Here is a 22,444-nt window from a genome sequence, read left to right on the forward strand (position 1 = left end):
AAGTAGAACGAATGAATAATAGAAAAATTGCTTTTATCGGCGCAGGTAACATGACTCGAAGCATCATAGGTGGCCTTATTAAAAATGGTTATGATGCCAAAGCTATTTTTGCTGCCAACCCCTCTCTACCAAAACTCGATGCGCTCAAGTCCGATTTTGGTATCGAAACAAGCCAAAGTAACCAAGAAGTAGCAAAACAAGCTGATGTGATTGTATTAGCCGTTAAACCGCAAATGATGGCAGATATGTTAGCCAAACTAATTGAAAGCGGTATCGACTTATCAAGCAAACTGTTTATTTCAATTGCCGCGGGCATTTTGGTTGACCGATTACAAAACATGCTAGGTGGGGAAAATAACACGTTTAAAATCATCAGAACGATGCCAAATACGCCTTCATTACTGGGTTTAGGGTTAACAGGCTTATATGCGCCAAGCAATATTGCTCAACAAGATAAAGACTTTGCTAACGACATGATGAATGCCGTAGGTAAAAGTATTTGGGTTCAAGATGAAGCGGGCATAGATAAAATTATTGCCGTTGCAGGTAGTGCGCCGGCTTATTTTTTCCTATTTATGGAGTCAATTGAGCAAGAAGCTATCAACTTAGGTTTTAGCCAAGAAGATGCAAGAGCAATTGTCCAGCAGGTTGCTTTAGGTTCAGCTCAAATGGTTTGTCAAAACCCTGAGCTAGCGATCAGCCAACTGCGAGAGAATGTCACATCTAAAGGTGGTACAACAGCTGAAGCTATTCGAACCTATGAAGAAAGTGAATTGAGACAAATTAGCCAAAAAGCGATGCAAGCAGCCATTGCCAGAGCAGAAGAAATGGCTAAGCTAATATAACCCAAACATATAAACATTAATATTTTGTATTTCTACAAGGCTACTAAAACAAGGAAAAGCCATGAACGCGCTACACTTTTTAATTGAGACGCTTTTCGGCCTCTACCTCATGGTCGTGCTATTGAGAGTTTGGCTTCAACTGGTAAGAGCCGACTTTTACAACCCATTCTCACAATTTGTGGTCAAAGCCACTAACCCATTAGTTGTTCCTTTGAGAAGGATAATCCCTGGCTTTGGCGGCTTGGATTTAGCGAGTGTAATCCTTGCGTTGGTAATCGGCATTCTTAAGTACTTTGTATTAAGCATTGTGCTTTCACAAAACATTCCCGCTCTCGCGATGGTGATATTTGGTGCAGTCAGTGTACTAAAAGAAGCCTTCCAATTGGTCTTTTGGATTTTAGTTATCCGAGCAATTTTAAGCTGGTTTAGCCAAGGTCAAAACCCGATGGAATACGTTTTAATGCAATTAACTGAACCTTTGTTAAAACCAATCAGAAAAATCCTGCCTCAGATGGGCGGTTTAGACTCGTCTATTTTGATTTTGCTCATTGGCCTACAGTTCGTTAATTACTTAATTATCGATATGTTTGGTCGCTTCTAAAAGCGAGACGACCTCTTAACTGGTGCTAAATTCCAGTTAAGAGGGCTAATCCATATACACTCTAAAAACGTTTAACGACTATTTCCTAATCTCTATTTTCAAGACGTATATCTTTCTAAAAAGGCATCAAGATGAAACGACTTTTTTTTACTTTTTTGTGCGTAATTAGCTTTACCAGCTTTAAAACCATCGCGGCCGATAACCCTCATGTAACCTTATCGGGCGATTGGGAAATTCATCACATCTCTTTTCCATCCACTTTTATCAAACCGGATATAGCCCAAGCGGCTGGCATTTCACGCTCGGCTAATTTAGCGCTAGTTAATATCAGTGTGTTAGACGCTAAAAGCAAAACACCACAAAAAATGCTGGTTACCGGTTATGCTAGAAACCTGCTTGGGCAAAAGAAAGAAATGGAATTTATTGAAGTCGATGAAGGCGATGCAATTTACTACTTAGGTCAAGCTCATTATCGCAACGAAGAAACACTGACTTTTACTGTCACGGTTCGCAATTCGGATAATCGCCAAGCACAGGTCGAATTCAAAAATAAATTTTATGTAGATTAATCGCTCTGCACTTGATTTTTATAGGTTTTTGTCCTTTTTTTAATAACAGCACAATTAAAAAAAACAAATAGATTTTGCTATACCAGTTTTAGCTAAACTTTAACAATAAAGGTCTATCGTCTTTATTTGCTTTGGCATAGACTGAATCTAATGAATGGACTTACCTATAATTAAATGGGGTTAAAAATGAAAAGATTTTCTGCAATCACAGCTGCTTCACTCCTAGCTTTCTCTGGCGCTTCTTATGCAAATGTCGATGAGATCCCTGACGTAGAAACAGACAAAGGCTCTGGTTTCCACGGTATCGTTGGTTTAGGTGCAATGAATGCGCCTGAATACGTTGGTGGTAGCGAAAATGAAACTATCGCGGTTCCTTTAATCAACGTGAACTATAACGATACTTTTTACTTTAAATTCAACCGTGCAGGTTGGAAGTTTTGGAAGCCGAGTGAAAAATTCTTCCTTGGTCTAGAGCTTGGCCGTCGTGCTGGCTGGGAAAAAGAAGACTTAGAATCAAGTTTTGACAACATTGAAAACATCAGCTCACCTCAGTTAGAAGAGCGTGACGCTATTGTGTTAGCCGGTATCAACGCAGGTTACAAATCAGGTCGTTTTAATGCAGAAATCTCTATTTTAGGCGGTTCAGCTGATGAAAACGTTAACGACGTTGAGCCAGGTGGCGAAGTAGTTGTACGTGCATCTTACACTTTTATCGCCAATGAAAAATTCACACTTTCAGCAGCCGCTAAAGTTGAGTCATTAAGCGAAGATACGGTTGAGTACTTATATGGTACACCAACTTATAAAGGTGACTCTACAACGAATGCAACTATTGCATTAGTTGGTACATATAACTTAAACAAAAGCTGGGTCATCATGGCAGCAGCTGGTGGCACGAGTTTAGGTGATGAGATTGCAGACAGCCCATTGGTTGCTGATGATTCTCAATCAATTGCACTTCTAGGTGCAGCTTACAAGTTCTAAAGGCGAGTTAATTACGACCTTTATAAAAAAGCCCAGTTACTTGTAATTGGGCTTTTTTGTACCAAAAAAATAACTAAAAAGAATAATGATATGAAAGCACAATTGATAGGCTTATTGAGCGCAGTCATGCTTGCTGCCTGTGCTAGCCAAACCGAGCAACAGCAAGCTGCTCAAATGAATAAACAAGTTTGCGATTTACCTTACACTACCTACCAAGCTACTGTTACAGGACACTGCCAAGTACCTAAAGCCGTCTTACCGCAGGATATAGAGCGAGACGAAATGGTTTTAGAAATGCGTCCGTACGAACAAATACCTGAAGTATTTTTCTATAATAAAGGCTTAAAGTACGCTGCGGTGACACAAGAGCAGCCTGCCCCATTAGTTTTCTCAATTGCAGGAACGGGGGGATCCTACGATGGCAGTAAAATGCGAAACTTGGAAAAAGGCTTTTATCAACAAGGCTACCATGTTATTTCATTATCATCGCCGACCTTTTCAAACTTCATTGTTAATGCATCAACAGGTGAAGACCACTTCCCGGGCTTTTTAGAAAAAGATGCTGAGATTCTGTATGAAGTTCTAGAAAAAACCTTAGCTCAAGTCAAAGCGGAAAAAGAAATTGAAGTCACGGAGTTTTACTTAACCGGTTATTCCCTAGGTGGAGCACATTCAGCATATCTTGCTAAATTAGACCAAGAGCGAAAACAGTTTAACTTCAAGAAGGTACTCTTAGTTAATCCGCCTGTTAGTCTATACAACTCAGTATCTGTGTTAGATGGTTACCTAGATATTGATGATGGCGATGTCGCTAAACGCGATCGTTTAAATGCAACGTTTGAAAATATCATTGATAGATTCTCGGATGCTTATGCATCGATGGAATCTGCTAGCTTTACTCAAGATTCAATCTATCAATTATTTGGCCAATCGAACTTAACGGAAGACGAGCTGAAACTGCTTATTGGTACATCATTTAGGATGTCGTCAGCTGAAATGATTTACGCCATTGATACCACATTCAACTACGGTGCGGTTATCTATAAAGACCACGAAATCAGTAAATATGAAAATAACTTCCACTCTTTTGTTCGCGCTTCGAGAAAAGGCTTCCTGAACTATTTCGACCGTGCAATTGTCGCCCATTACACCAAAGAAGATCCCAACCTAACACGAGATGAACTGATTGAGCGTTTGAGTTTAAAAGCGATTGAAGACTTTCTTGTACAAGCAGATAACGTATCGGTTGTGACAAATGCTGACGATATTATTTTAGCCGACGGTGAAGTTGAATATTTACAATCTGTATTTAAAGATAGAGCAAAAATATTCCCTCAAGGTGGGCATTGCGGCAATATGGATCGAAAAGATTTCGTCGCTTACATCAATAAATATTTCGCTAAATAGAGGAGCAAGAAAATGAAAACAAAAAGTTTGCTCAAAGCACTATCTGCGCTGGTTTTAGCCTATGGTTTAACAGCTTGTAGCGCAACACCAGAAATAGAGCCTCATGCGCAAGAGCCCTCTTGGCCAACGTCTGAAGAAGAAATGGCGCATACGATGACCAATCAGATATCTGATCCGTGGCAAGGCTTCAACCGCCGAATGTACTATTTCAACCACACAGTAGATGAAAACATACTCCTGCCGTTAGTTTCTGGTTATAAAGCAATTACTCCTGATCCGGTTGAACAAGGTGTCAGTAATTTCTTCTCAAACTTAGGCGAGATTCCTATTTTCTTAAATGCTGCATTACAGCTTAAACCTAAACCAGCTTTTGAAACCTTAGGCCGCTTTGCTGTCAATACAACCATAGGTTTAGCGGGTTTATTTGACCCAGCTACCCATATGGGGCTAGATAAGCAAAATGAAGACTTTGGTCAAACCTTAGGCCATTATGGTGTATCGCCTGGCCCCTACTTAGTTCTACCATTTTTAGGTCCATCAAACTTACGTGATGCGTTTGGCGGTATTGTAGATATGGCGGCATACAATGCAGCGGTGAATGAGCTAGGCTTAAAAGACAGTGAAGAATTATTCATGAATTTTGTTAAAGCCTTAGATACTCGCAAAAATATCAACTTTAGATATTACGCTTCAGGCTCTGCATTTGAGTATGACACAATCAAATTACTCTATACCAAATACAGAGAAATCCAAATCGAACGTTAATCAGTTCCAATCCTAAAAAATAAAGCTCCAAATGGAGCTTTATTTTTTCAACAAATTGATTTAGCTCAATTTCCTAAATAAATTATCAAAATTCATCATTTCTTAATTGGTAACATTTTAAAAGCTTCACTAGGCTGAAATACATCAAAATCGATTGAAGTTGATTAGAAATGTCAGACGTTGAAGATACTAAAAAATACGAACGCAATGCTTTTTTATTTATCACTGTCGTTCTATTCCCTGCCATTAGCCTAGCGTTAATGGGTAGCTATGGTTTTGTCATATGGATGAGTCAAATCATTCTTAGGCCGCCAGGTGCATAGTGGATGCTAGATCGGACCAAGCGAAACTTACTAAATAGACATAGAAGGGAAGATGTCGTAGTTCGTCCCCCTTGGAGTGATCTCGAAGAAAAATTCCTTGATAAATGCCAACACTGTAATGCCTGCATTGAACAATGTGAAACACAAATTATTGTAATCGGCGAAGGTGGTTCTCCTGAAATTGATTTCAATCTAGGTGAATGTACCGAATGTAAAGAGTGTCTAGACGCTTGTGAACCGAGAGCGTTAGATATTAACAACCCAAAATCCCAACATATTTTTACGATAAAACAAGACTGTTTAGCACATAACGCAATCTACTGTCAGTCATGTAAAGATGAGTGTGAAGCGGGAGCAATCCAGTTTTCATTTAGTCGAGGGGCAATACCTGTACCGTCCTTAAACAACACTCAATGCACTGACTGTGGAGCTTGTATCTCGGTTTGTCCGAGCCAGTCAATAATAACAACCAAGAAAGAATCGGAGTTGGAGCATGTCTGAATACCATGTTGCGAGTTACATTGCGTATGCCTTTCCTAAGCATTTGACGCAAGTAAAGAGCACCATTGATGCTTTTGAGTTTGCCGAGGTACATGGCGACGATGACAATGGCCGCATCATAGTGACCGTAGAAGGAAGCAGCACACAAGATTTAGTCGATGGATTTAGAGCACTAGAAAGCATTCCCCATATGTTAAGTGTCTCCCCTATCCACCACGAATATATTGAAGAATCAGCCTGATGTAGCAAAACCACATTAGCCACGGAGAAAAATAATGCAATTAGATAGACGTCAGTTTTAAAGGCGAGTGCCGCTTCAGTCGCCGCGATTCCATTATCTGGTTACGCCAGCAATTTAATCACTTCAAGCGAGATCACCAAATTAACTTGGGATAAGGCAAAATGTCGTTTTTGTGGTACGGGGTGCAGTATCAATGTGGCAACTAAAGACGGTCGCGTTGTTGCTACTCATGGTGATATTAAATCCCCTGTTAATCGAGGCTTAAACTGTGTTAAGGGCTACTTCTTATCTAAAATCTTATACGGTGAAGATCGTCTCACTCAGCCTATGCTAAGAATGAAAAATGGCAAATATGCAAAAGATGGCGATTTTACACCTGTCTCTTGGGACACTGCATTTGATGTCATGGCTGAAAAATTCAAAAAAACCTTAAAAGAAAAAGGTCCTGAAGCAATCGGCATGTTTGGTTCTGGCCAATGGACAGTCATGGAAGGTTATGCCGCAGTCAAGTTGATGAAAGCGGGCTTTAGAAGTAACAATATCGAGCCCAATGCCAGACACTGTATGGCTTCTGCTGTTGTTGGTTTTCTGCGTACTTTCGGCATTGATGAACCCATGGGTTGCTATGATGACATAGAAGCAGCCGATGAGTTCTTCTTATGGGGCTCCAACATGGCTGAGATGCATCCGATTCTTTGGACGCGTGTTACCGATAGACGCCTAAGTAAACCTGAAGTCAAAGTGACAGTACTTTCTACTTTTGAACACAGAAGTTTTGAGTTAGCTGATAACCCGATGATTTTTGAGCCGCAAACAGATTTAGCTATTTTAAATTTCATCGCCAACTACATCATACAAAACGACAAAGTTAACTGGGATTTTGTCAACAAACATACTAATTTCCGCCGCGGCCAAACAGATATTGGTTATGGCTTAAGAGATAGCCACCCGAAAGAAAAAGCAGCAAAAAATGCAGCGAATGCGGGTGACTCAACGCCAATGTCATTTGATGAATTTAAAGGCTTTGTCAGCGAGTATGACGTCAAATCAGTAAGCCAACTTTCAAAAGTGCCAGAAGATAAGTTAATCAAGATGGCTCAAGCTTATGCTGATCCTAATCGCAAAGTGACGTCTTTCTGGACAATGGGGTTCAATCAACACACCCGTGGTGTTTGGTGTAACAACCTTATTTACAATATTCACTTACTCACCGGTAAAATTGCTACACCAGGTAACAGCCCTTTCTCACTAACAGGCCAACCATCTGCATGTGGTACTGCTCGAGAGGTGGGGACCTTTGCCCACCGTTTGCCAGCAGATATGGTTGTTAACAATCCAAAACACCGAAAAGTTGCCGAAAAAATTTGGAAAGTACCAGCAGGGACAATTGTTCCTAAACCTGGCTATCACGCCGTACTTCACAACCGAAAGTTAAAAGACGGTGAAATAAATGCCTACTGGGTGCAATGTAACAATAACATGCAGGCAGCGGCCAATATCAACGAGGAAGGTTTTCCAGGTTACCGTAACCCCGATAACTTTATTGTCGTCACTGATGCTTACCCTACAGTAACAGCACAAGCTGCTGACTTAATTTTACCTCCAGCTATGTGGGTTGAGAAAGAAGGGGCTTATGGTAATGCAGAACGAAGAACACAAGCTTGGTACCAGCAAGTTAAAGCACCAGGTGAAGCCAGATCAGATATGTGGCAACTGATGGAGTTTGCTAAACGCTTTAAAGTAGATGAAGTATGGCCTGCAGAGTTACTTGCAAAGTCACCTAACCTCAAAGGTAAAACCCTATACGAAGTACTCTACAAAAATGGCAATGTCGATAAGTTCCCTCTATCAGAAGTGCCAAAAGACAAACTCAATGACGATGCAAAAGACTTTGGTTTTTATGTTCAAAAAGGTTTATTCGAAGAATATGCAACTTTTGGTCGCGGTAAAGCCCACGATTTAGCGCCGTACGATGTATATCACCAAGTACGAGGCTTACGCTGGCCTGTTGTTGATGGTAAAGAAACCTTATGGCGCTATCGCGAAGGTGCTGATCCATATGTCAAAGAAGGTAAAAGCTTCGAGTTTTATGGTAAACCCGATGGCAAAGCAATCATTTTTGCCTTGCCTTACGAGGCACCAGCAGAAGTACCCGATAAAAACTACGACTTATGGCTTTCAACAGGACGCGTACTTGAACACTGGCACTCAGGTTCAATGACCATGCGTGTTCCAGAGCTTTATAAATCAATTCCTCATGCCTTGGTTTACATGCCCCCAGAAGATGCGAAAAAACGCAATCTTCGAAGAGGAGAAGAAGTAAAACTGGTTTCAAGAAGAGGTGAGATACGTATAAAAGTAGAAACCCGTGGTCGAAACAAGCCGCCAGAAGGCTTGGTTTATGTCCCTTGGTTTGATGCAGCTCGTCTAATAAACAAAGTGACATTAGATGCAACGGATCCGCTATCTAAACAAACGGATTTTAAAAAGTGTGCAGTAAGAATTGAGAAGGTATAAGACGATGAAGACAAAAATAGTTTTAAGCTTAGTTACTGTTTTAGCCTTGGTTTTTACCGTCTCTGCGGATCCAATCAACCAAATTCGCAAAGCCGAAATAGACACCACTACAGAAGCACCCAATATTGCAAAAATGGTTAATGACGATGTTAAAAAGGGGCGAAACTACCCTATGCAGCCGCCATTAATTCCTCACAACATAAGAGATTATGAAGTCGATTTAAAAGTTAATAAATGCCTATCATGCCATGCCAGAAAGCGTACAGAAGAGACGCAAGCATCAATGATAAGCGTCACGCATTACATGGATAGAGACGGGAACTTCCTTGCTGAAGTATCACCTCGTCGCTATTTTTGTAACCAATGTCATGTGCCCCAAGCTGACTTGAGTGAACCAATAAAAAATACTTTCGTTGATTTAGATAAGGTTCTGAATAAGAAGTCGGAGAAATAGCAGATGAAAGAATGGTTTCGAAAATACCTGAAAGTGTTAACACGCCCTAGCGTGCACTACAGTCTTGGCTTTCTAACTTTAGGAGGTTTCTTGGCAGGGATTATTTTCTGGGGGGGATTCAATACTGCCCTTGAGGCAACGAATACAGAAGAGTTCTGTATTGGCTGCCATGAAATGGAAAATAATGTTTATCAAGAGATGAAAACCACTATCCACTACACTAACCGATCTGGTGTACGTGCAACATGCCCTGACTGCCATGTTCCTCACAACTGGACAGACAAAATGGCGCGAAAGATGCAGGCATCCAAGGAAGTGTGGGGCAAGATTTTTGGCACAATCAATACTCGAGAGAAGTTTGAAGCACAGCGTAGACGCTTAGCTGAACACGAGTGGGATCGCCTCAAAGCCAACGACTCACTTGAGTGTAGGAACTGCCATAACTTTGAATATATGGATTTTACTGCTCAAAGTGATCGAGCAGCATCTATGCACAGTACTTATTTAGAAAAAGGCGAAAAAACCTGTATCGATTGCCATAAAGGTATTGCGCACGAGTTACCAGATATGAAAGGTGTAGAAGGCTGGTAGCTAACAAATAGTCTTAAGTGGCAAGCATCTATATCTCGCCTATACTTTCCCTAAGAGATAGTAATAGGCGAGTTATTACTTATTCATTTAACACTACTAAGAAAAAAACAATGAATACTATTGCCCAATATTGCACCCTTATAACGTTGACCTGCCTTAGCTTTGCCAGTATCTCAGCACCACCAAACCCATCTCCTTGGCAAAAAGCGAAATTACAGGGCGCAAGTTACCGAGCAATAGGTCAAGAACCCGCCTGGCAACTTGAGGTTTACCACAAACAAAAACTGATATTAGTGACTAACTACGGAGAGAAGCGTACCGTATTTACCCAGCTAGAAATCATCTCTAGCCCAGAGAAAAAACAGACGCGTATTTCAGCACTCAACCCCTACCCTATTACCGTCCAAATCAAAGGCGAAAAATGTGTTGATACCATGTCAGGCCAAGAGTACTCATCAACAACAAAAGTCATATCTCACAGCAACACTTTTAAAGGTTGCGGTAAAGCACTGCATTAAATTAAAGCGCTTAACCGTTTTCAAAGTGAGGGTTATTTTTCCATAGCGAGCGATCTTGCTCAGTTGCTGATTCATTACATTCTGCAAATAGGAAGTATTCATTACCCATCAAGGATTCATCTAGCTTTATATAGCCTTTACTACAAAAACCTTCTTTTTCTAGGTACTGCTCTGCCAGTGCTTGATATGACTCCAATAGCTTTTCTTCAGAGCGACTATTTCGTTTTTTAGGGTTGCTTCGAGGTGGCTCTTTTTTTACTTGGTTATTGGGATTTTCGATTGAACGTTTAATTTGTTTGTTCAAAGCAAAAATAGGAGATGCACTGTATTTAAACCACTTACTGCCATCATCATTTATCTGCGTCAGAAATTGCTGACGGTATTGTTGAGGATCTTTTTTTCCAGCGCAGCCAATGAGTATTGATGATGCTAATAAAAATAAAAGTATTCGCATAATTGAAGATTTTTTTCTTTAGCTTACATACTGAACAATTAAAAAGCCAAATAAAAATCTTTGCATAATCGTTTATAATCCTCTGAATATTGACCGTCAGTTTGATGAATAATTAATTCCTCCACCAACGTTTTTTTACTTTCAGAGCCTTTACCTTTGGTGAACCTCATCAAACAGCGTTTATAAGCCTTTTTGCTATTTGCTTTGACATTAAGTTGCACAATTAATTGTAAGCCGACGGCTCTTGCTGCTGATTCAAAAACATTAGCTTGTGAAAAAGGTAACACCAGCTCGAAGGTGCCTTCACTATTTAGTAACCTAGCCACTAATTGTGCTAATTGTTGGAAATTTAATTCACTTTGTTGTCTGGCCTTTAGCCTTTGGTCGTCAGTAATTTGGGCTATTGACTGACCTAACTCAAAAAAAGGCGGGTTTGATACAATCAAATCAAACCCATCTGGTGAGGTAAATTGCTTAGCATCAATTAACTCTACTTTGATATGATTATGCCAAGGACTATTTTGACTGTTTAACTCGGCTTGTTTAGCAGCGTATTTATCAATTTCTAGAGCAGTAACTGTAAATGAACGCCTCTGACTGGCTAATCGTTGAGCAAGCATTAAACTCACCAAACCAGAGCCTGCGCCTATATCCAATACTTGGTAGGACGCATTAGGTTGCTCAAGTGCAAGTTGACACCAAGCACCTAACATAATGCCATCAGTCCCTACTTTCATGGCACATTGGCTATCATCAATAAAAAATGATTTAAACTGAAAACTCATAAATTACTCAGCTAAATATCCACCGCCACCGGGTGTTTCAATTTTCAAACGTTCACCATTACTCACTTTAAAACTACTGCGACTGGGCTTTTCAATGAACTGATCATCACAGGTTATGTGAAGGTTTTTTCCAACCTGCCCATCACCACCACCCGATAACCCTTTGGGTGCAATAATTCGCGAGTTAGATAGTACACTCACTTCCATATCTTTTAAGAATAAAAGCTCCCTTATTAAACCGTTCCCGCCAACATATTGACCCCGACCACCGGAATGTGAGCGAATTCCAAATTGCTGTAGTAATACTGGGTATTGCTGCTCTAAAACTTCAATGTCAGTTAACCTTGAATTCGTCATATGAGAATGAACAGCATCACAGCCAGCAAATGGCTTGTTTTGATTATCAATACCGGCACCTGTACCACCTGCTAGCGTTTCATAATATTGGTAATCATCATCACCAAAAGTGAAGTTATTCATGGTTGTTTGTGATGCAGCAGTTCTCCCTAATGCCAATAACAAACAAGAAACAATAGCTTGAGAAACTTCAACGTTACCCGCGACTACAGCAGCTGGTGACACTGGTGCCAATAACGAACCTTCTCTAAGTCTAATGGTGATGGGCCTTAAACAGCCGGCGTTCAATGGAATAGCATTATCGACGAGACATCTAAATACATAGATAACAGCGGCAAAAGTAACTGACTGCGGTGCATTGAAATTAGCAACATCTTGATCTGAGCTTTGACTAAAATCCAAGACAACCGTTTTGCTTTGCTGATCCACCTGCACATCAACATCTATATAAGCTTGGTTATCCAACGGTAAGTTAAAGTGACCACTTTTCAATTTACTAATGGCGTTTCTCACAGCAAGCTCGGCATTGTCTTGTACCGCTTGCATCACAGTGTGTACATTATTAACGCCATATTTCTCAGTCAGGTCAACTAGCGCTTGAGCGCCCTGTTTATTTGCTGCTAACTGTGCACTTAGGTCAGCTAAATTTTGGGTAAAATTTCTTGCAGGATAAGTGGCCTGCATGAATAGCTGTTCCAACAATGACACATCAAACTGGCCCTCACTGGCAATTTTTTCCCCTTCAAATAACAAACCTTCTTGCTCAATAGATTGACTATTTGCAGGCATTGAACCTGGCGTGATCCCACCCACATCAGCGTGATGAGCTCTAGATGCAACAAAAAAATCGGCCTTACTTGAACCTTGGCTAAATACAGGGCTAATCAAAGTTAAGTCTGGTAGGTGCGTACCACCGTGATATGGAGAATTGAGGAGATAAGCCTCCCCTGCTTTAAATTCATTGCGCTGCTTTTTTATCAAGCTCTTAACAGAGTGTGACATTGAACCTAAGTGAACAGGAACATGAGGAGCATTGGCAACTAGCTCTCCATTTTGGTCAAATAGCGCGCAGGAAAAATCCATGCGCTCACGAATATTTACCGAGTGTGCCGTTTTTGCCAACGTCACCCCCATTTGCTCAGCAATCGACATAAACAAGTTATTAAAGACTTCCAAGCGGATCGGGGTTAAATCAAATTGTTTTGTTAAACTAACACTCAATTTCCTAACAGGCGTCAATGCAAGCTGAGCTTGAGCAATAACTTCAGCTTGCCAACCATCTTCAACAACATTAGTGCCTGTTTTTTCTACAATAATTGCAGGTCCTACCACAACGTCACCTAACTTCAATTGGTGGCGATATACTGTTTGAGTAGGCTTGAATCGACCTTGAGTATAAATGCTGATTTCATCCCCAACATCAGTATTCTCAACGGGTTCTACCCTTGTGGTTCTTGCTGTTTGAGTATTGAGTAACTTAACTTGTACGACAACAGCATCTAGCAATAAGCCTTGCTCACTGCGATAGCCAAATTCCTTGATGTGTTTATCTTCAAAGGCTTGTGCAAGTTGTTTAAGAATAAAGTCATTTGATGAGGTTTGCCAATCTTGGTCTGTTGGCCAATCAATCTCAATTCTAATCTCAGCACCTTGATATTTAACCAAAGCAATAATTTTGCTCTGAACAGGCAAAGTGCCATTGCCTTCACCTTTTAATGTATCGATTAATGCTTTGTTTTGTTCGAAAAAATCACTTTTAACTTGTTGATAAAAAGCATCAACATCTTGTTTTATTTCTGCCAATTCACAAGTGACTAAAGGCGTTTGTAACGTCTTTTCTTTTAATAAAACCTGGTCAGCTAACCCAATACCATAAGCAGATAAAACACCAGCATATGGATGAATTAATACTCTTTGAATACCAAGTTGCTCGGCAATTAAGCAAGCATGCTGCCCGCCTGCACCACCAAACGATACCAGGCTGTAATCATCGAGTTGATAACCTCTTGCCGAGGATATCTTTTTAACGGCATTAGCCATGCTATCTACTGCAATTTCAATAAAGCCAGCGGCAATAGCCTCTATAGTTAACTCGATATTATCGAGTTTAAGTGTGTCTTGAACCTGCTTAATCTTATCTAGAGATGCTGATTTATCTAATGCTTGATCAGCATATTCACCAAACACTTTCGGAAACAATTCCGGGTGAAGTTTACCCAAAATTAAGTTGCAATCAGTAACCGTTAAAGGTCCACCGTTTCGATAGCAAGCAGGCCCTGGATAGGCTCCTGCCGACTCTGGGCCAACTTGTAAGCGGCCATCTTGGTAATAACAAATTGAGCCACCACCTGCTGCAACCGTATGAATATGCATCATGGGTACAGCTAATTTAATACCCGCGACTTGCGTATCAAATACCCGTTCAAAGTCACTGTTACCATTATCATTTGCATAGTGAGAGACATCAGTAGAGGTTCCACCCATGTCAAAGCCGACAACTTTATCAAAGCCTATTTGCTGAGCACTTTTAACTGCACCGACAATCCCTCCCGCAGGGCCTGAGAGAATGGCATCTTTGCCGCAAAATTGACTACCTTTAGCTAAACCGCCATTTGATTGCATAAAGTAAAGAGGCACATCAGGTAATTGCTCCGCAATAAAATCAACATAACGTCTCATCACAGGTGTTAAATACGCATCAACAACGGTTGTATCGCCACGAGGTACATATTTTATTGTAGGGGAAACTTGATGTGATACTGAAACCTGAGAAAACCCAGCTTCTTTGGCTAACAGTTCAAGCGCTAATTCATGCTGAGGGTTTTTCCATGCATGGACTAATACAATAGCCACTGCATTGATGCCAGTTTCTCTGAGCGCTTTTAACGAAAACCGAGCCTGTTCAACATCTAACTTGGCCAGCACTTCACCATCGGCATTAATGCGCTCATTAATTTCCACCACTTGGCCATATAATCGTTCGGCAAGTTTAATATCTAAAGCGAAGATATCAGGTCTATGCTGTTGAGAAATCGCTAATGCATCTGCAAAACCTTTGGTCGTGATCAGTGCAGTGGGTTCACCTTTTCGTTCAAGTAAAGCATTAGTCGCAACAGTTGTACCTACTTTTACTTCACTTAATAGCTGACAAGGAATCGCTTGCTCATACGATAAACCTAAACAATCACGGATCCCTTGTATCGCAGAGTTTTCGTAATGTTTAGGGTTCTCAGATAAAAGTTTGTGGGTGATATATTGCCCTTCAGGGTTAAGCGCGATGATGTCGGTAAATGTTCCACCACGATCAACCCAAAATCGCCAGCCTGCCTTCATGATATACGTTCTTTTTAGTCTTCTTATGGCGAGCATTTGACGAAATTACGACAAAAAATGCAAGCCAGTAACTTCATTAGTTATAGCCAACTGAATTTGTAAACTTAAGTAAAAACACAAAAAAGCATGAACTAAGTTAAATAGGGTCAGTCTGACTTATTGTGATTGGAATGTATTTTTGTTTTTCTCCCAAAACAAAACATTGTTTGCCCTACTCCCATGTAGGGCTTTTTTTTGCCTGAAAAATGCGCTTTATGTAAAAAATTTCAATATGCTGGGAACTAAACTAAAAACCGCCAGTCTGATTTATTGTGATTGGAATGTATTTTTGTTTATTTCCCTAAACAAAATTTTTAAATGCCCCGCTTCCCGAGCGGGGCTTTTTTTTGTCTGAAGAAAATGCGCTTGATATAAAAAACTTCAATATGTTGGGAACTAAGCTAAAAACCGCCAGTCTGACTTATTGTGATTGGAATGTATTTTTGTTTATCTCCCTAAACAAAATTTTTAAACGCCCTGCTTCCCGAGCAGGCTTTTTTTGCCTGAAGAAAATGCGTCTGATGAAAAAAACTTCAATATGTATGGAACTAAGCTAACAAACGTCAGTCTGAATTATTGTGATTGGAATGTATTTTTGTTTATCTCCCTAAACAAAATTTTTAAATGCCCTGCTTCCCGAGCAGGGCTTTTTTTTGCCTGAAGAAAATGCGCTTGATGAAAAAAAATTCAATATGTAGGGAACTAAGCTAACAAACGTCAGTCTGACTTAATGTGATTGGAATGTATTTTTGTTTATCTCCCTAAACAAAATTTTTAAATGCCCTGCTTCCCGAGCAGGGCTTTTTTTTGCCTAACTTTTAGCTCAATTCACTCCAAATTGATTTTATACAATCAAAACTGAAACCTTTTTTGATCATATAGGCTTGTTGTTTTTGCTTCGTCTTAAAATCGTTACTAACTTGTTCGCCAAACTTTTTACAAAAAGTGCGATAACCTATATCGAACCAATTAATTTCATTCTCTAGCACTAGCGCATTAAAATCACTGATATCTACTTGCTGTTGCTTTAACAGCTGTTTGATATGGTTGGGACCATACCCCTTGTTAGCTTTAGCTCGAATGATCATTTCCATATATCGCCTGTCAGATTGATAACCTTGAGCAATAAAGTGTTCAATCAAGGTTTTGTGTATGGCTTTATCTATACCCTTTTCTGCTAATTTTTTTTGCAGCTCTAGACATGAATGCTCGCGGCGAGATAACCAATCGTATAAAAACTTGGTGCCTTGTTTTGTCTGTTCTGTCCATTGCTCGGAAGGAGAGGTAGGTATTGACATATATCTTTAGGTTCTACTTTTATATTCGCTAGCATTTTGTCCCACATCAGCATCTTTGACAAAAGCCAAAAACGCGGCAACATCAGCTGCGCCTTCCTCTGGTGACCAAGTGGCGAACCCTTTGTCATCTAAAGCCTGATAAGGCCCCTGCTTAACTTCGAAAAAAACAGTATCACTGCAAAGTGCTACCGTCGAATGCCAGGTGTGTGGAGGGATCTCTATTCCTTTTTTTACGCCATCAGCTGATAATTCATGTTTCGCTAAAATAGTGCCTTGCTCATCGTAAATAATAAAAAGTAATGACCCTTTAATGACAATAAAACACTCCCATTTTGTATCATCACTATGCCAATGTGGTCTGACGTAACTTGAAGGTTCCATCGCTATAAACAAGCGCTGAACCATATCATCATAATTTTGATGCAAGTTGTGATTTGTCCGCTTACGAGGAAGTTGCTTTGCGTCTGACACCAAAGAATCGAAAAACGTTTGATCAAACACTTTCATATTGTCATCTCTTTATTGTTTAGTCTGACAAATATAATAATCTTCACCTCTTTTCTCTACTTTATAAGCTTGATTGTGTTCGCTGTAGATACAAATTGGTCTCCTATGTAGCGAACAATATATGTTGCCATCGTTTTTTAATTGCTCTTTGGTTAAGTCATAGCCTTGGTGCGGACAATAAGCTGAAATCAACCTCATATCCAAATTTGCGCCTTGGAGGTAAAGATAAATCAATACTTTGGTTTCATGGTCTGTACCAGGCAATATTGCTTTTCCCTTAAGTACATCTGGATTTTTCGTTGCCTGAACTTTATCGACTAAAATTGCTTTAGCTGATTGTCCCATTGCTGGGAAGAATTTATCTAGCATAATGTCCCCTGTTAATCAGCTCAGTTTATCATATTACCTCCCTGAATTAAGTGCTTCCCAATATCTAATGGACACCTACTTAAACCTACTATTTTTGTGTTTTATCAAGTTCTTACCTCTAAGAAAATAGACTATCATTAGCTTCAAATAGGCTTTAGGTAAAAACAATGGAAAATAAGAAAATACTATTATTGTTTGCACATCCCACATTGGATCGTTCAGAAGTCAACAAACCTCTTTTTGAAGCCGCCAGCCAGCTTCCTTACGTAACCGCGGTTGACCTCTATCGAGAGTACCCCAAATACCACATTGACATTAACCGTGAGCAATCGCGGTTGATAGAACACGATATTGTTATTTTCCAATTCCCACTTTATTGGTATTCCACCCCTTCCATCTTAAAAGAGTGGCAAGATCTAGTCTTAGAATATGGTTTTGCTTATGGCTCGGAAGGCAAAGCACTGCATGGAAAAACGTTTTTATGTGCGATTACGGCAGGCGGTAAAGAGGAGGCCTATCGCGCCGAAGGTTACAACCACTTTACTATCAGAGAACTGCTAAGACCACTCGAACAGACAGCACTCCTAACAGGTATGCATTATCTTGCGCCTTTTGGTTTATTTAGTTCAAGAACGGCAGTAGAAGAAAACCGCTGTGATAAACACAAGAAAAAGTGGTTGTGGTTACTCGAACAATTACACCGCAATACGATTGATTTAGCCGCTGCAGCTGAAGTTGAAAAACTGAATCACCTTCTCGACTCAATCTACCCAGCTAGCGAATAAAGGACAAACCAATGACGACTTATTTTGTTCAAGCATTTATCTATTTATTAGCTGCTGTCGCGATTGTGCCCATCGCCAAAAAGCTGGGGCTAGGGTCAGTACTAGGCTATTTAATTGCAGGTGTCATTATTGGCCCGGTTACCGGCTTAGTCGGACATGAAACCGTTACCATTCAACATTTTGCTGAATTTGGTGTCGTGATGATGCTATTTTTAGTCGGTCTTGAATTAGAGCCCAAAATGTTATGGCAGATGAGAAATCGACTACTAGGGCTAGGCGGCTTGCAGGTCGGCCTGACAACCATCTTAGTAATGTTGATTGCCTTAGCTTTCAAGCAAACCTGGACCGTCGCGCTAGCCATAGGTTTAATTTTCTCACTCTCTTCAACAGCTATTGTTCTACAAACCTTTAATGAGAAAGGTCTAGGCAAAACAGAAGGTGGGCGTAATGCTTTTTCGGTACTTTTATTCCAAGATATAGCCGTCATCCCCATGTTGGCTTTTATTCCTGTGTTGGCTTTACCTGAGCTTGTTGAAGCAGCTATGCATTTATCTGATGCCGCCGATCATCACGAAAACTTATCTTTAGTCGCCGGTTTACCCAGTTGGCTTTATGGAATCGTCGTAATTGCAGCTATTGGCGTGGTCGTACTCGGTGGCCACTATTTGAGTCGACCCTTACTTCACTTTGTTGCGACATCGGGTTTAAGAGAGATCTTTGTCGCAACTGCATTGATGTTAGTTATCGGTATTGCAGCCTTGATGAGTTTAGTTGGCCTTTCTCCTGCACTGGGTACTTTCCTTGCAGGCGTGGTACTTGCCAACAGTGAATTTAGACATGAACTTGAATCAAACATTGAACCATTTAAAGGTTTATTACTCGGTTTATTCTTTATCACGGTAGGAGCAGGTGTCGACTTTGGCATATTATCGAGCCAGTGGATACTGATCATCAGCTTAACTTTTGCGGTCATTATCATCAAAGCTGGTGTGTTATTTTCACTGGCCAGTATTTTCAAAATACAAAATAGTAATCGCTGGTTATTTGGTTTGAGCTTAGCTCAAGCAGGTGAATTTGGCTTTGTATTATTAAGCTTTAGCGTTCAAAACCATGTTATACCGACCGATACTGCTCAGACGCTACAGCTTGTTGTTGCACTATCTATGTTCCTCACCCCTACCCTTTTCATACTTTTCGACAAAGTCATTTTACCGCGCTATGAACACTCTTCAAATGACAGAGAAGCCGATGAAATTGAAGAAACCGGCTCTGTTATTATCGCTGGGGTTGGCCGATTTGGACAAATCGTTAACCGCTTATTAGTCGCTAACGGTGTTAAAACCGTAGTACTGGATCACGAGGCCACTCAGGTAGATAACCTCAGACAGATAAACATTAAGAGTTACTTTGGTGATGCCACCCAACCCGCACTTTTACATACCGCAGGTATTGAAGAAGCAGAGTTACTAGTCGTTGCCATCGATAACAGAGAAGAAGCCATTAACCTAGTTCATTACGTTAAACACACCTATCCAAAAATCAAAGTATTGGCACGTGCTTTTGATAAGGGTCATAGTTATGAGCTCAAGTTTGCTGGCGCAGATTATATTCAAGTGGAGACCTATCACTCTGCACTCGAAGTAGGCGCACAGGCAATGCGAGATGTCGGCTTTCATCCATTTCACGTTGAGCAACAAAAACAAACCTTTATGGATATTGAATGCGCTGCTTCAGATAATTTGTACCAACAATGGCAACAACGCAGCGAGGGTGAAAGGTATAGCCACGGATATCGCCAAATGTTCATTGAGTTAGAGCAAACGATTAAAAAAGCCATGCAGCAAGGACGTGGTGGTAATCATAATTTAACGGATCGCGCTTGGACGCCTCCGCCAAAAGATTACACGGACGACTTTAAGGATGAATAATCCCAATTAAATAAAGCACTATAGCCACGTTGAGGACCTGAAAATGACAATCGAATTAACTGAAGGCCAAACTCATATTTCTTGTAAAGCAGCTGTTGCTCGAGAAGCGGGAAAGCCATTAACTGTAGAAGATGTAAGAGTTGAATTACCCAAGGCCGGTGAAGTACTCGTTAGAATTGTGGCATCGGGTGTTTGCCATACCGATGCATTTACCTTATCGGGAGAAGATCCAGAAGGTATTTTCCCTGCTATTTTAGGCCATGAAGGTGGCGGCATTGTAGAAATGGTCGGCGAAGGCGTGACAAGTGTCGAAGTTGGCGATCATGTGATCCCGCTTTATACCGCTGAATGCGGTAAGTGTAAGTTTTGTAAATCAGGCAAGACTAACCTTTGCCAAGCAGTTAGAGCAACCCAAGGAAAAGGTTTAATGCCGGACGGTACAAGCCGCTTTTCAACACCAGATGGCCAACCCATCTTCCATTATATGGGGTGTTCGACATTCTCTGAATACACGGTACTACCTGAAATATCTCTGGCAAAAGTGAATAAACAAGCTCCGCTAGAAGAAGTTTGCCTATTGGGTTGCGGTGTAACAACGGGAATGGGGGCAGTCCTTAATACAGCAAAAGTTGAAAAAGGAGATACGGTCGCCATTTTTGGCTTAGGTGGTATTGGGCTATCAGCTATTATTGGCGCGAGAATGGCTGGTGCCAGTCGTATTATAGGTATAGATATCAACGAATCTAAGTTTGATTTAGCCAAACAACTCGGTGCGACAGATGTCATCAACCCAAATCATCATGATCAACCTATCCAAGATGTAATTGTAGAAATGACTGACGGCGGTGTTGATTATTCATTTGAATGTATTGGCAATGTCAATGTCATGCGACAAGCATTGGAATGCTGTCACAAAGGTTGGGGAGAGTCTGTTATCATAGGGGTAGCGGGTGCTGGCCAAGAAATATCGACCCGTCCATTCCAACTTGTCACAGGTCGAGTCTGGCGTGGAACAGCCTTTGGCGGCGTAAAAGGTCGTAGTGAATTACCGGGTATTGTCGAACAATATTTAGCGGGCGAGTTTGGTTTGCAAGAATTCATTACGCATACTATGTCACTTAACGATATCAATGATGCCTTCGATCTTATGCACGAAGGTAAAAGTATCCGTTCAGTCATTCATTACTAGTGGTTGTATATGCTAAAAAAAGTAAGTGAAAATAGAGTCTTCTCTGGCCAACATTTGCAATATGAGCACAGCTCTAAAACCGTTAATTGCAATATGCGGTTTGCTATTTTTTTACCGGATAACGCAAGTGATGATAACCCTGTGCCTGCACTTTATTGGCTTTCGGGTTTAACCTGCACAGATGAAAACTTTATGCAAAAAGCGGGGGCTTTGAAAAAGGCAGCAGAGCTTGGAATAGCCATTATTGCACCAGATACGAGCCCTAGAGGAAGTAGTGTTGCCGATAATGACAGTTACGACTTAGGGCAAGGCGCAGGCTTTTACCTGAATGCGACCCAAGCACCATGGGCCGAGCACTATAAGATGTTTGACTATATCAATGAGGAGTTACCTTCACTGATAGAGCAACACTTCCCTGTCAGTTCGAAGCGAGCAATCAGTGGCCATAGTATGGGTGGTCACGGTGCTTTAGTAATAGGGCTATCCAATCCCGATCGCTATCGCTCGATCAGTGCCTTTAGTCCTATTTGTCACCCAAGCATTTGTCCTTGGGGTGAAAAAGCATTTAGCCACTACCTTGGTACAGATAAACAATTATGGCAACAATATGATGCGACCGAGCTATTGAGAAAACATAAAAGTGAACTCAGCATTTTAATTGACCAAGGGGATAAAGATTCATTTTTAGCAGAACAGCTGTATCCTGAGCATCTAACTGCAGCGGCCAAATCAAATGATTCGCCACTGACATTGAGAATGCAAAAAGGCTATGACCATAGCTATTACTTTATCGCGAGCTTTATAGATGAGCATCTAGATTTTCACGCTCAGCACTTACTGAACTGACCCATCCTAGTATGGGTTGACACTTTTTTGATTAAAACGCCTGATGAATTTCATCGGGCGTTTTGTATTTTAAGGCCGAATGTGGCCTTTGTTGATTATATAAATCGACTGATTGTTTTACCATTTCCCTTGCCTCATTTAGGTTATTTGGTTTCATTAACAAGTATTCGTTTTTAAGAATACCGTTTACTCTCAGCCAGTGCATTTTGATAGCAGTCATAACCATCTGTCATTGAAC

24 protein-coding genes and 1 pseudogene are annotated in these 22,444 nt (G+C 40.7%); 18 read left to right on the forward strand and 7 right to left on the reverse strand.

Going from position 1 to position 22,444, the window contains the following annotated elements:
• Window positions 1-11: 11 nt before the first annotated feature.
• The 13 genes from proC to HR060_RS14650 all read left to right on the forward strand — a co-directional run bounded on the left by proC (window position 12) and on the right by HR060_RS14650 (window position 10,316).
• A complete protein-coding gene (proC, locus tag HR060_RS14590) occupies window positions 12-845 on the forward strand; it encodes a pyrroline-5-carboxylate reductase (RefSeq protein ID WP_174201035.1) in 834 nt (277 codons plus the stop codon).
• 61 nt (window positions 846-906) lie between these two features.
• Window positions 907-1,446, forward strand: coding sequence for a YggT family protein (locus HR060_RS14595; RefSeq protein WP_174201036.1), 540 nt, complete (start codon window positions 907-909; stop codon window positions 1,444-1,446).
• A 131-nt stretch (window positions 1,447-1,577) separates the two neighbouring features.
• Complete coding sequence (locus tag HR060_RS14600; protein ID WP_174201037.1) at window positions 1,578-2,015, forward strand: DUF4426 domain-containing protein; 438 nt, start codon at window positions 1,578-1,580, stop codon at window positions 2,013-2,015.
• Window positions 2,016-2,201: 186 nt separating this feature from the next.
• A complete protein-coding gene (locus tag HR060_RS14605) occupies window positions 2,202-2,999 on the forward strand; it encodes a MipA/OmpV family protein (protein WP_174201038.1) in 798 nt (265 codons plus the stop codon).
• Window positions 3,000-3,089: 90 nt separating this feature from the next.
• Window positions 3,090-4,406, forward strand: coding sequence for an alpha/beta hydrolase (locus HR060_RS14610; RefSeq protein ID WP_174201039.1), 1,317 nt, complete (start codon window positions 3,090-3,092; stop codon window positions 4,404-4,406).
• Between the two features lie 12 nt (window positions 4,407-4,418).
• Window positions 4,419-5,171 carry an MlaA family lipoprotein gene (locus HR060_RS14615; RefSeq protein ID WP_174201040.1) on the forward strand — a complete coding sequence of 251 codons (753 nt, stop codon included), beginning with the start codon at window positions 4,419-4,421 and terminating at the stop codon, window positions 5,169-5,171.
• A 170-nt stretch (window positions 5,172-5,341) separates the two neighbouring features.
• Entirely contained in the window at window positions 5,342-5,494 is a 153-nt protein-coding gene (locus HR060_RS14620) for a periplasmic nitrate reductase, NapE protein (RefSeq protein ID WP_174201041.1), read from the forward strand.
• Window positions 5,495-5,497: 3 nt separating this feature from the next.
• A complete protein-coding gene (locus HR060_RS14625) occupies window positions 5,498-5,995 on the forward strand; it encodes a ferredoxin-type protein NapF (protein WP_174201042.1) in 498 nt (165 codons plus the stop codon).
• The gene (locus HR060_RS14630; protein WP_174201043.1) at window positions 5,988-6,236 is read left to right on the forward strand and encodes a chaperone NapD; all 249 of its coding nucleotides are present in this window, start codon (window positions 5,988-5,990) and stop codon (window positions 6,234-6,236) included. The genes HR060_RS14625 and HR060_RS14630 overlap by 8 nt, the downstream gene beginning before the upstream one ends.
• Before the next feature lie 87 nt (window positions 6,237-6,323).
• The gene (gene napA / locus HR060_RS14635; protein WP_343044248.1) at window positions 6,324-8,753 is read left to right on the forward strand and encodes a nitrate reductase catalytic subunit NapA; all 2,430 of its coding nucleotides are present in this window, start codon (window positions 6,324-6,326) and stop codon (window positions 8,751-8,753) included.
• Between the two features lie 4 nt (window positions 8,754-8,757).
• Entirely contained in the window at window positions 8,758-9,207 is a 450-nt protein-coding gene (locus tag HR060_RS14640) for a nitrate reductase cytochrome c-type subunit (RefSeq protein WP_174201044.1), read from the forward strand.
• Window positions 9,208-9,210: 3 nt separating this feature from the next.
• Entirely contained in the window at window positions 9,211-9,798 is a 588-nt protein-coding gene (locus HR060_RS14645; protein WP_174201045.1) for a cytochrome c3 family protein, read from the forward strand.
• Window positions 9,799-9,908: 110 nt separating this feature from the next.
• Complete coding sequence (locus HR060_RS14650; protein ID WP_174201046.1) at window positions 9,909-10,316, forward strand: hypothetical protein; 408 nt, start codon at window positions 9,909-9,911, stop codon at window positions 10,314-10,316.
• A gap of 10 nt (window positions 10,317-10,326) precedes the next feature.
• Here HR060_RS14650 and HR060_RS14655 read toward each other — a convergent pair whose 3' ends face one another.
• Genes HR060_RS14655 through HR060_RS14665 form a run of 3 tightly spaced genes read right to left on the reverse strand, consistent with a single transcriptional unit; the run spans window position 10,327 to window position 15,245 of the window.
• Window positions 10,327-10,770, reverse strand: coding sequence for a hypothetical protein (locus HR060_RS14655; protein ID WP_174201047.1), 444 nt, complete (start codon window positions 10,768-10,770; stop codon window positions 10,327-10,329).
• 38 nt (window positions 10,771-10,808) lie between these two features.
• Complete coding sequence (locus tag HR060_RS14660) at window positions 10,809-11,555, reverse strand: tRNA1(Val) (adenine(37)-N6)-methyltransferase (RefSeq protein ID WP_174201048.1); 747 nt, start codon at window positions 11,553-11,555, stop codon at window positions 10,809-10,811.
• Window positions 11,556-11,558: 3 nt separating this feature from the next.
• Entirely contained in the window at window positions 11,559-15,245 is a 3,687-nt protein-coding gene (locus tag HR060_RS14665) for a hydantoinase B/oxoprolinase family protein (protein ID WP_174201049.1), read from the reverse strand.
• A 386-nt stretch (window positions 15,246-15,631) separates the two neighbouring features.
• Here HR060_RS14665 and HR060_RS14670 point away from each other — a divergent pair, with 386 nt between their 5' ends.
• Window positions 15,632-15,841, forward strand: a complete 210-nt coding sequence (locus tag HR060_RS14670; protein ID WP_174201050.1) for a hypothetical protein — start codon at window positions 15,632-15,634, stop codon at window positions 15,839-15,841.
• Between the two features lie 261 nt (window positions 15,842-16,102).
• Here HR060_RS14670 and HR060_RS14675 read toward each other — a convergent pair whose 3' ends face one another.
• The 3 genes from HR060_RS14675 to HR060_RS14685 are packed head-to-tail and all read right to left on the reverse strand — an operon-like array spanning window position 16,103 to window position 17,458.
• Window positions 16,103-16,582 (reverse strand): regulatory protein RecX, encoded by a 480-nt coding sequence (locus HR060_RS14675; protein WP_174201051.1) that lies wholly within the window; start codon window positions 16,580-16,582, stop codon window positions 16,103-16,105.
• A 6-nt stretch (window positions 16,583-16,588) separates the two neighbouring features.
• On the reverse strand, window positions 16,589-17,089 hold the full coding sequence (locus HR060_RS14680; RefSeq protein ID WP_174201052.1) for a WbuC family cupin fold metalloprotein: 501 nt from the start codon (window positions 17,087-17,089) through the stop codon (window positions 16,589-16,591).
• Between the two features lie 12 nt (window positions 17,090-17,101).
• Window positions 17,102-17,458 carry a Rieske 2Fe-2S domain-containing protein gene (locus HR060_RS14685; protein WP_174201053.1) on the reverse strand — a complete coding sequence of 119 codons (357 nt, stop codon included), beginning with the start codon at window positions 17,456-17,458 and terminating at the stop codon, window positions 17,102-17,104.
• A gap of 167 nt (window positions 17,459-17,625) precedes the next feature.
• Between HR060_RS14685 and HR060_RS14690 the strand changes: the two genes are divergently transcribed.
• The 4 genes from HR060_RS14690 to fghA are packed head-to-tail and all read left to right on the forward strand — an operon-like array spanning window position 17,626 to window position 22,206.
• On the forward strand, window positions 17,626-18,243 hold the full coding sequence (locus HR060_RS14690) for an NAD(P)H-dependent oxidoreductase (RefSeq protein ID WP_174201054.1): 618 nt from the start codon (window positions 17,626-17,628) through the stop codon (window positions 18,241-18,243).
• A gap of 11 nt (window positions 18,244-18,254) precedes the next feature.
• Window positions 18,255-20,171: a monovalent cation:proton antiporter-2 (CPA2) family protein gene (locus HR060_RS14695; RefSeq protein ID WP_174201055.1), complete on the forward strand. Its 1,917-nt coding sequence runs from the start codon at window positions 18,255-18,257 to the stop codon at window positions 20,169-20,171.
• A gap of 43 nt (window positions 20,172-20,214) precedes the next feature.
• Window positions 20,215-21,360 (forward strand): S-(hydroxymethyl)glutathione dehydrogenase/class III alcohol dehydrogenase, encoded by a 1,146-nt coding sequence (locus HR060_RS14700; protein WP_174201056.1) that lies wholly within the window; start codon window positions 20,215-20,217, stop codon window positions 21,358-21,360.
• Window positions 21,361-21,369: 9 nt separating this feature from the next.
• Entirely contained in the window at window positions 21,370-22,206 is an 837-nt protein-coding gene (gene fghA / locus HR060_RS14705) for an S-formylglutathione hydrolase (RefSeq protein WP_174201057.1), read from the forward strand.
• A 31-nt stretch (window positions 22,207-22,237) separates the two neighbouring features.
• Here the strand turns inward: fghA and HR060_RS14710 are convergent.
• Window positions 22,238-22,444, reverse strand: a pseudogene (locus HR060_RS14710) (integrase core domain-containing protein); the annotation flags it as partial.

Origin of the sequence: Marinifaba aquimaris, from assembly GCF_013328345.1 — a bacterium.
Classification (GTDB): domain Bacteria; phylum Pseudomonadota; class Gammaproteobacteria; order Enterobacterales; family Alteromonadaceae; genus Marinifaba; species Marinifaba aquimaris.

What these genes read in the sequence shown, in the direction of transcription:
- proC (WP_174201035.1), top strand. Translation starts at nt 12, where the DNA reads ATGAATAATAGAAAAATTGCTTTTATCGGCGCAGGTAACATGACTCGA.
- HR060_RS14595 (WP_174201036.1), top strand. Translation starts at nt 907, where the DNA reads ATGAACGCGCTACACTTTTTAATTGAGACGCTTTTCGGCCTCTACCTC.
- HR060_RS14600 (WP_174201037.1), top strand. Translation starts at nt 1,578, where the DNA reads ATGAAACGACTTTTTTTTACTTTTTTGTGCGTAATTAGCTTTACCAGC.
- HR060_RS14605 (WP_174201038.1), top strand. Translation starts at nt 2,202, where the DNA reads ATGAAAAGATTTTCTGCAATCACAGCTGCTTCACTCCTAGCTTTCTCT.
- HR060_RS14610 (WP_174201039.1), top strand. Translation starts at nt 3,090, where the DNA reads ATGAAAGCACAATTGATAGGCTTATTGAGCGCAGTCATGCTTGCTGCC.
- HR060_RS14615 (WP_174201040.1), top strand. Translation starts at nt 4,419, where the DNA reads ATGAAAACAAAAAGTTTGCTCAAAGCACTATCTGCGCTGGTTTTAGCC.
- HR060_RS14620 (WP_174201041.1), top strand. Translation starts at nt 5,342, where the DNA reads ATGTCAGACGTTGAAGATACTAAAAAATACGAACGCAATGCTTTTTTA.
- HR060_RS14625 (WP_174201042.1), top strand. Translation starts at nt 5,498, where the DNA reads ATGCTAGATCGGACCAAGCGAAACTTACTAAATAGACATAGAAGGGAA.
- HR060_RS14630 (WP_174201043.1), top strand. Translation starts at nt 5,988, where the DNA reads ATGTCTGAATACCATGTTGCGAGTTACATTGCGTATGCCTTTCCTAAG.
- HR060_RS14640 (WP_174201044.1), top strand. Translation starts at nt 8,758, where the DNA reads ATGAAGACAAAAATAGTTTTAAGCTTAGTTACTGTTTTAGCCTTGGTT.
- HR060_RS14645 (WP_174201045.1), top strand. Translation starts at nt 9,211, where the DNA reads ATGAAAGAATGGTTTCGAAAATACCTGAAAGTGTTAACACGCCCTAGC.
- HR060_RS14650 (WP_174201046.1), top strand. Translation starts at nt 9,909, where the DNA reads ATGAATACTATTGCCCAATATTGCACCCTTATAACGTTGACCTGCCTT.
- HR060_RS14655 (WP_174201047.1), bottom strand. Translation starts at nt 10,770, where the DNA reads ATGCGAATACTTTTATTTTTATTAGCATCATCAATACTCATTGGCTGC.
- HR060_RS14660 (WP_174201048.1), bottom strand. Translation starts at nt 11,555, where the DNA reads ATGAGTTTTCAGTTTAAATCATTTTTTATTGATGATAGCCAATGTGCC.
- HR060_RS14665 (WP_174201049.1), bottom strand. Translation starts at nt 15,245, where the DNA reads ATGAAGGCAGGCTGGCGATTTTGGGTTGATCGTGGTGGAACATTTACC.
- HR060_RS14675 (WP_174201051.1), bottom strand. Translation starts at nt 16,582, where the DNA reads ATGTCAATACCTACCTCTCCTTCCGAGCAATGGACAGAACAGACAAAA.
- HR060_RS14680 (WP_174201052.1), bottom strand. Translation starts at nt 17,089, where the DNA reads ATGAAAGTGTTTGATCAAACGTTTTTCGATTCTTTGGTGTCAGACGCA.
- HR060_RS14685 (WP_174201053.1), bottom strand. Translation starts at nt 17,458, where the DNA reads ATGCTAGATAAATTCTTCCCAGCAATGGGACAATCAGCTAAAGCAATT.
- HR060_RS14690 (WP_174201054.1), top strand. Translation starts at nt 17,626, where the DNA reads ATGGAAAATAAGAAAATACTATTATTGTTTGCACATCCCACATTGGAT.
- HR060_RS14695 (WP_174201055.1), top strand. Translation starts at nt 18,255, where the DNA reads ATGACGACTTATTTTGTTCAAGCATTTATCTATTTATTAGCTGCTGTC.
- HR060_RS14700 (WP_174201056.1), top strand. Translation starts at nt 20,215, where the DNA reads ATGACAATCGAATTAACTGAAGGCCAAACTCATATTTCTTGTAAAGCA.
- fghA (WP_174201057.1), top strand. Translation starts at nt 21,370, where the DNA reads ATGCTAAAAAAAGTAAGTGAAAATAGAGTCTTCTCTGGCCAACATTTG.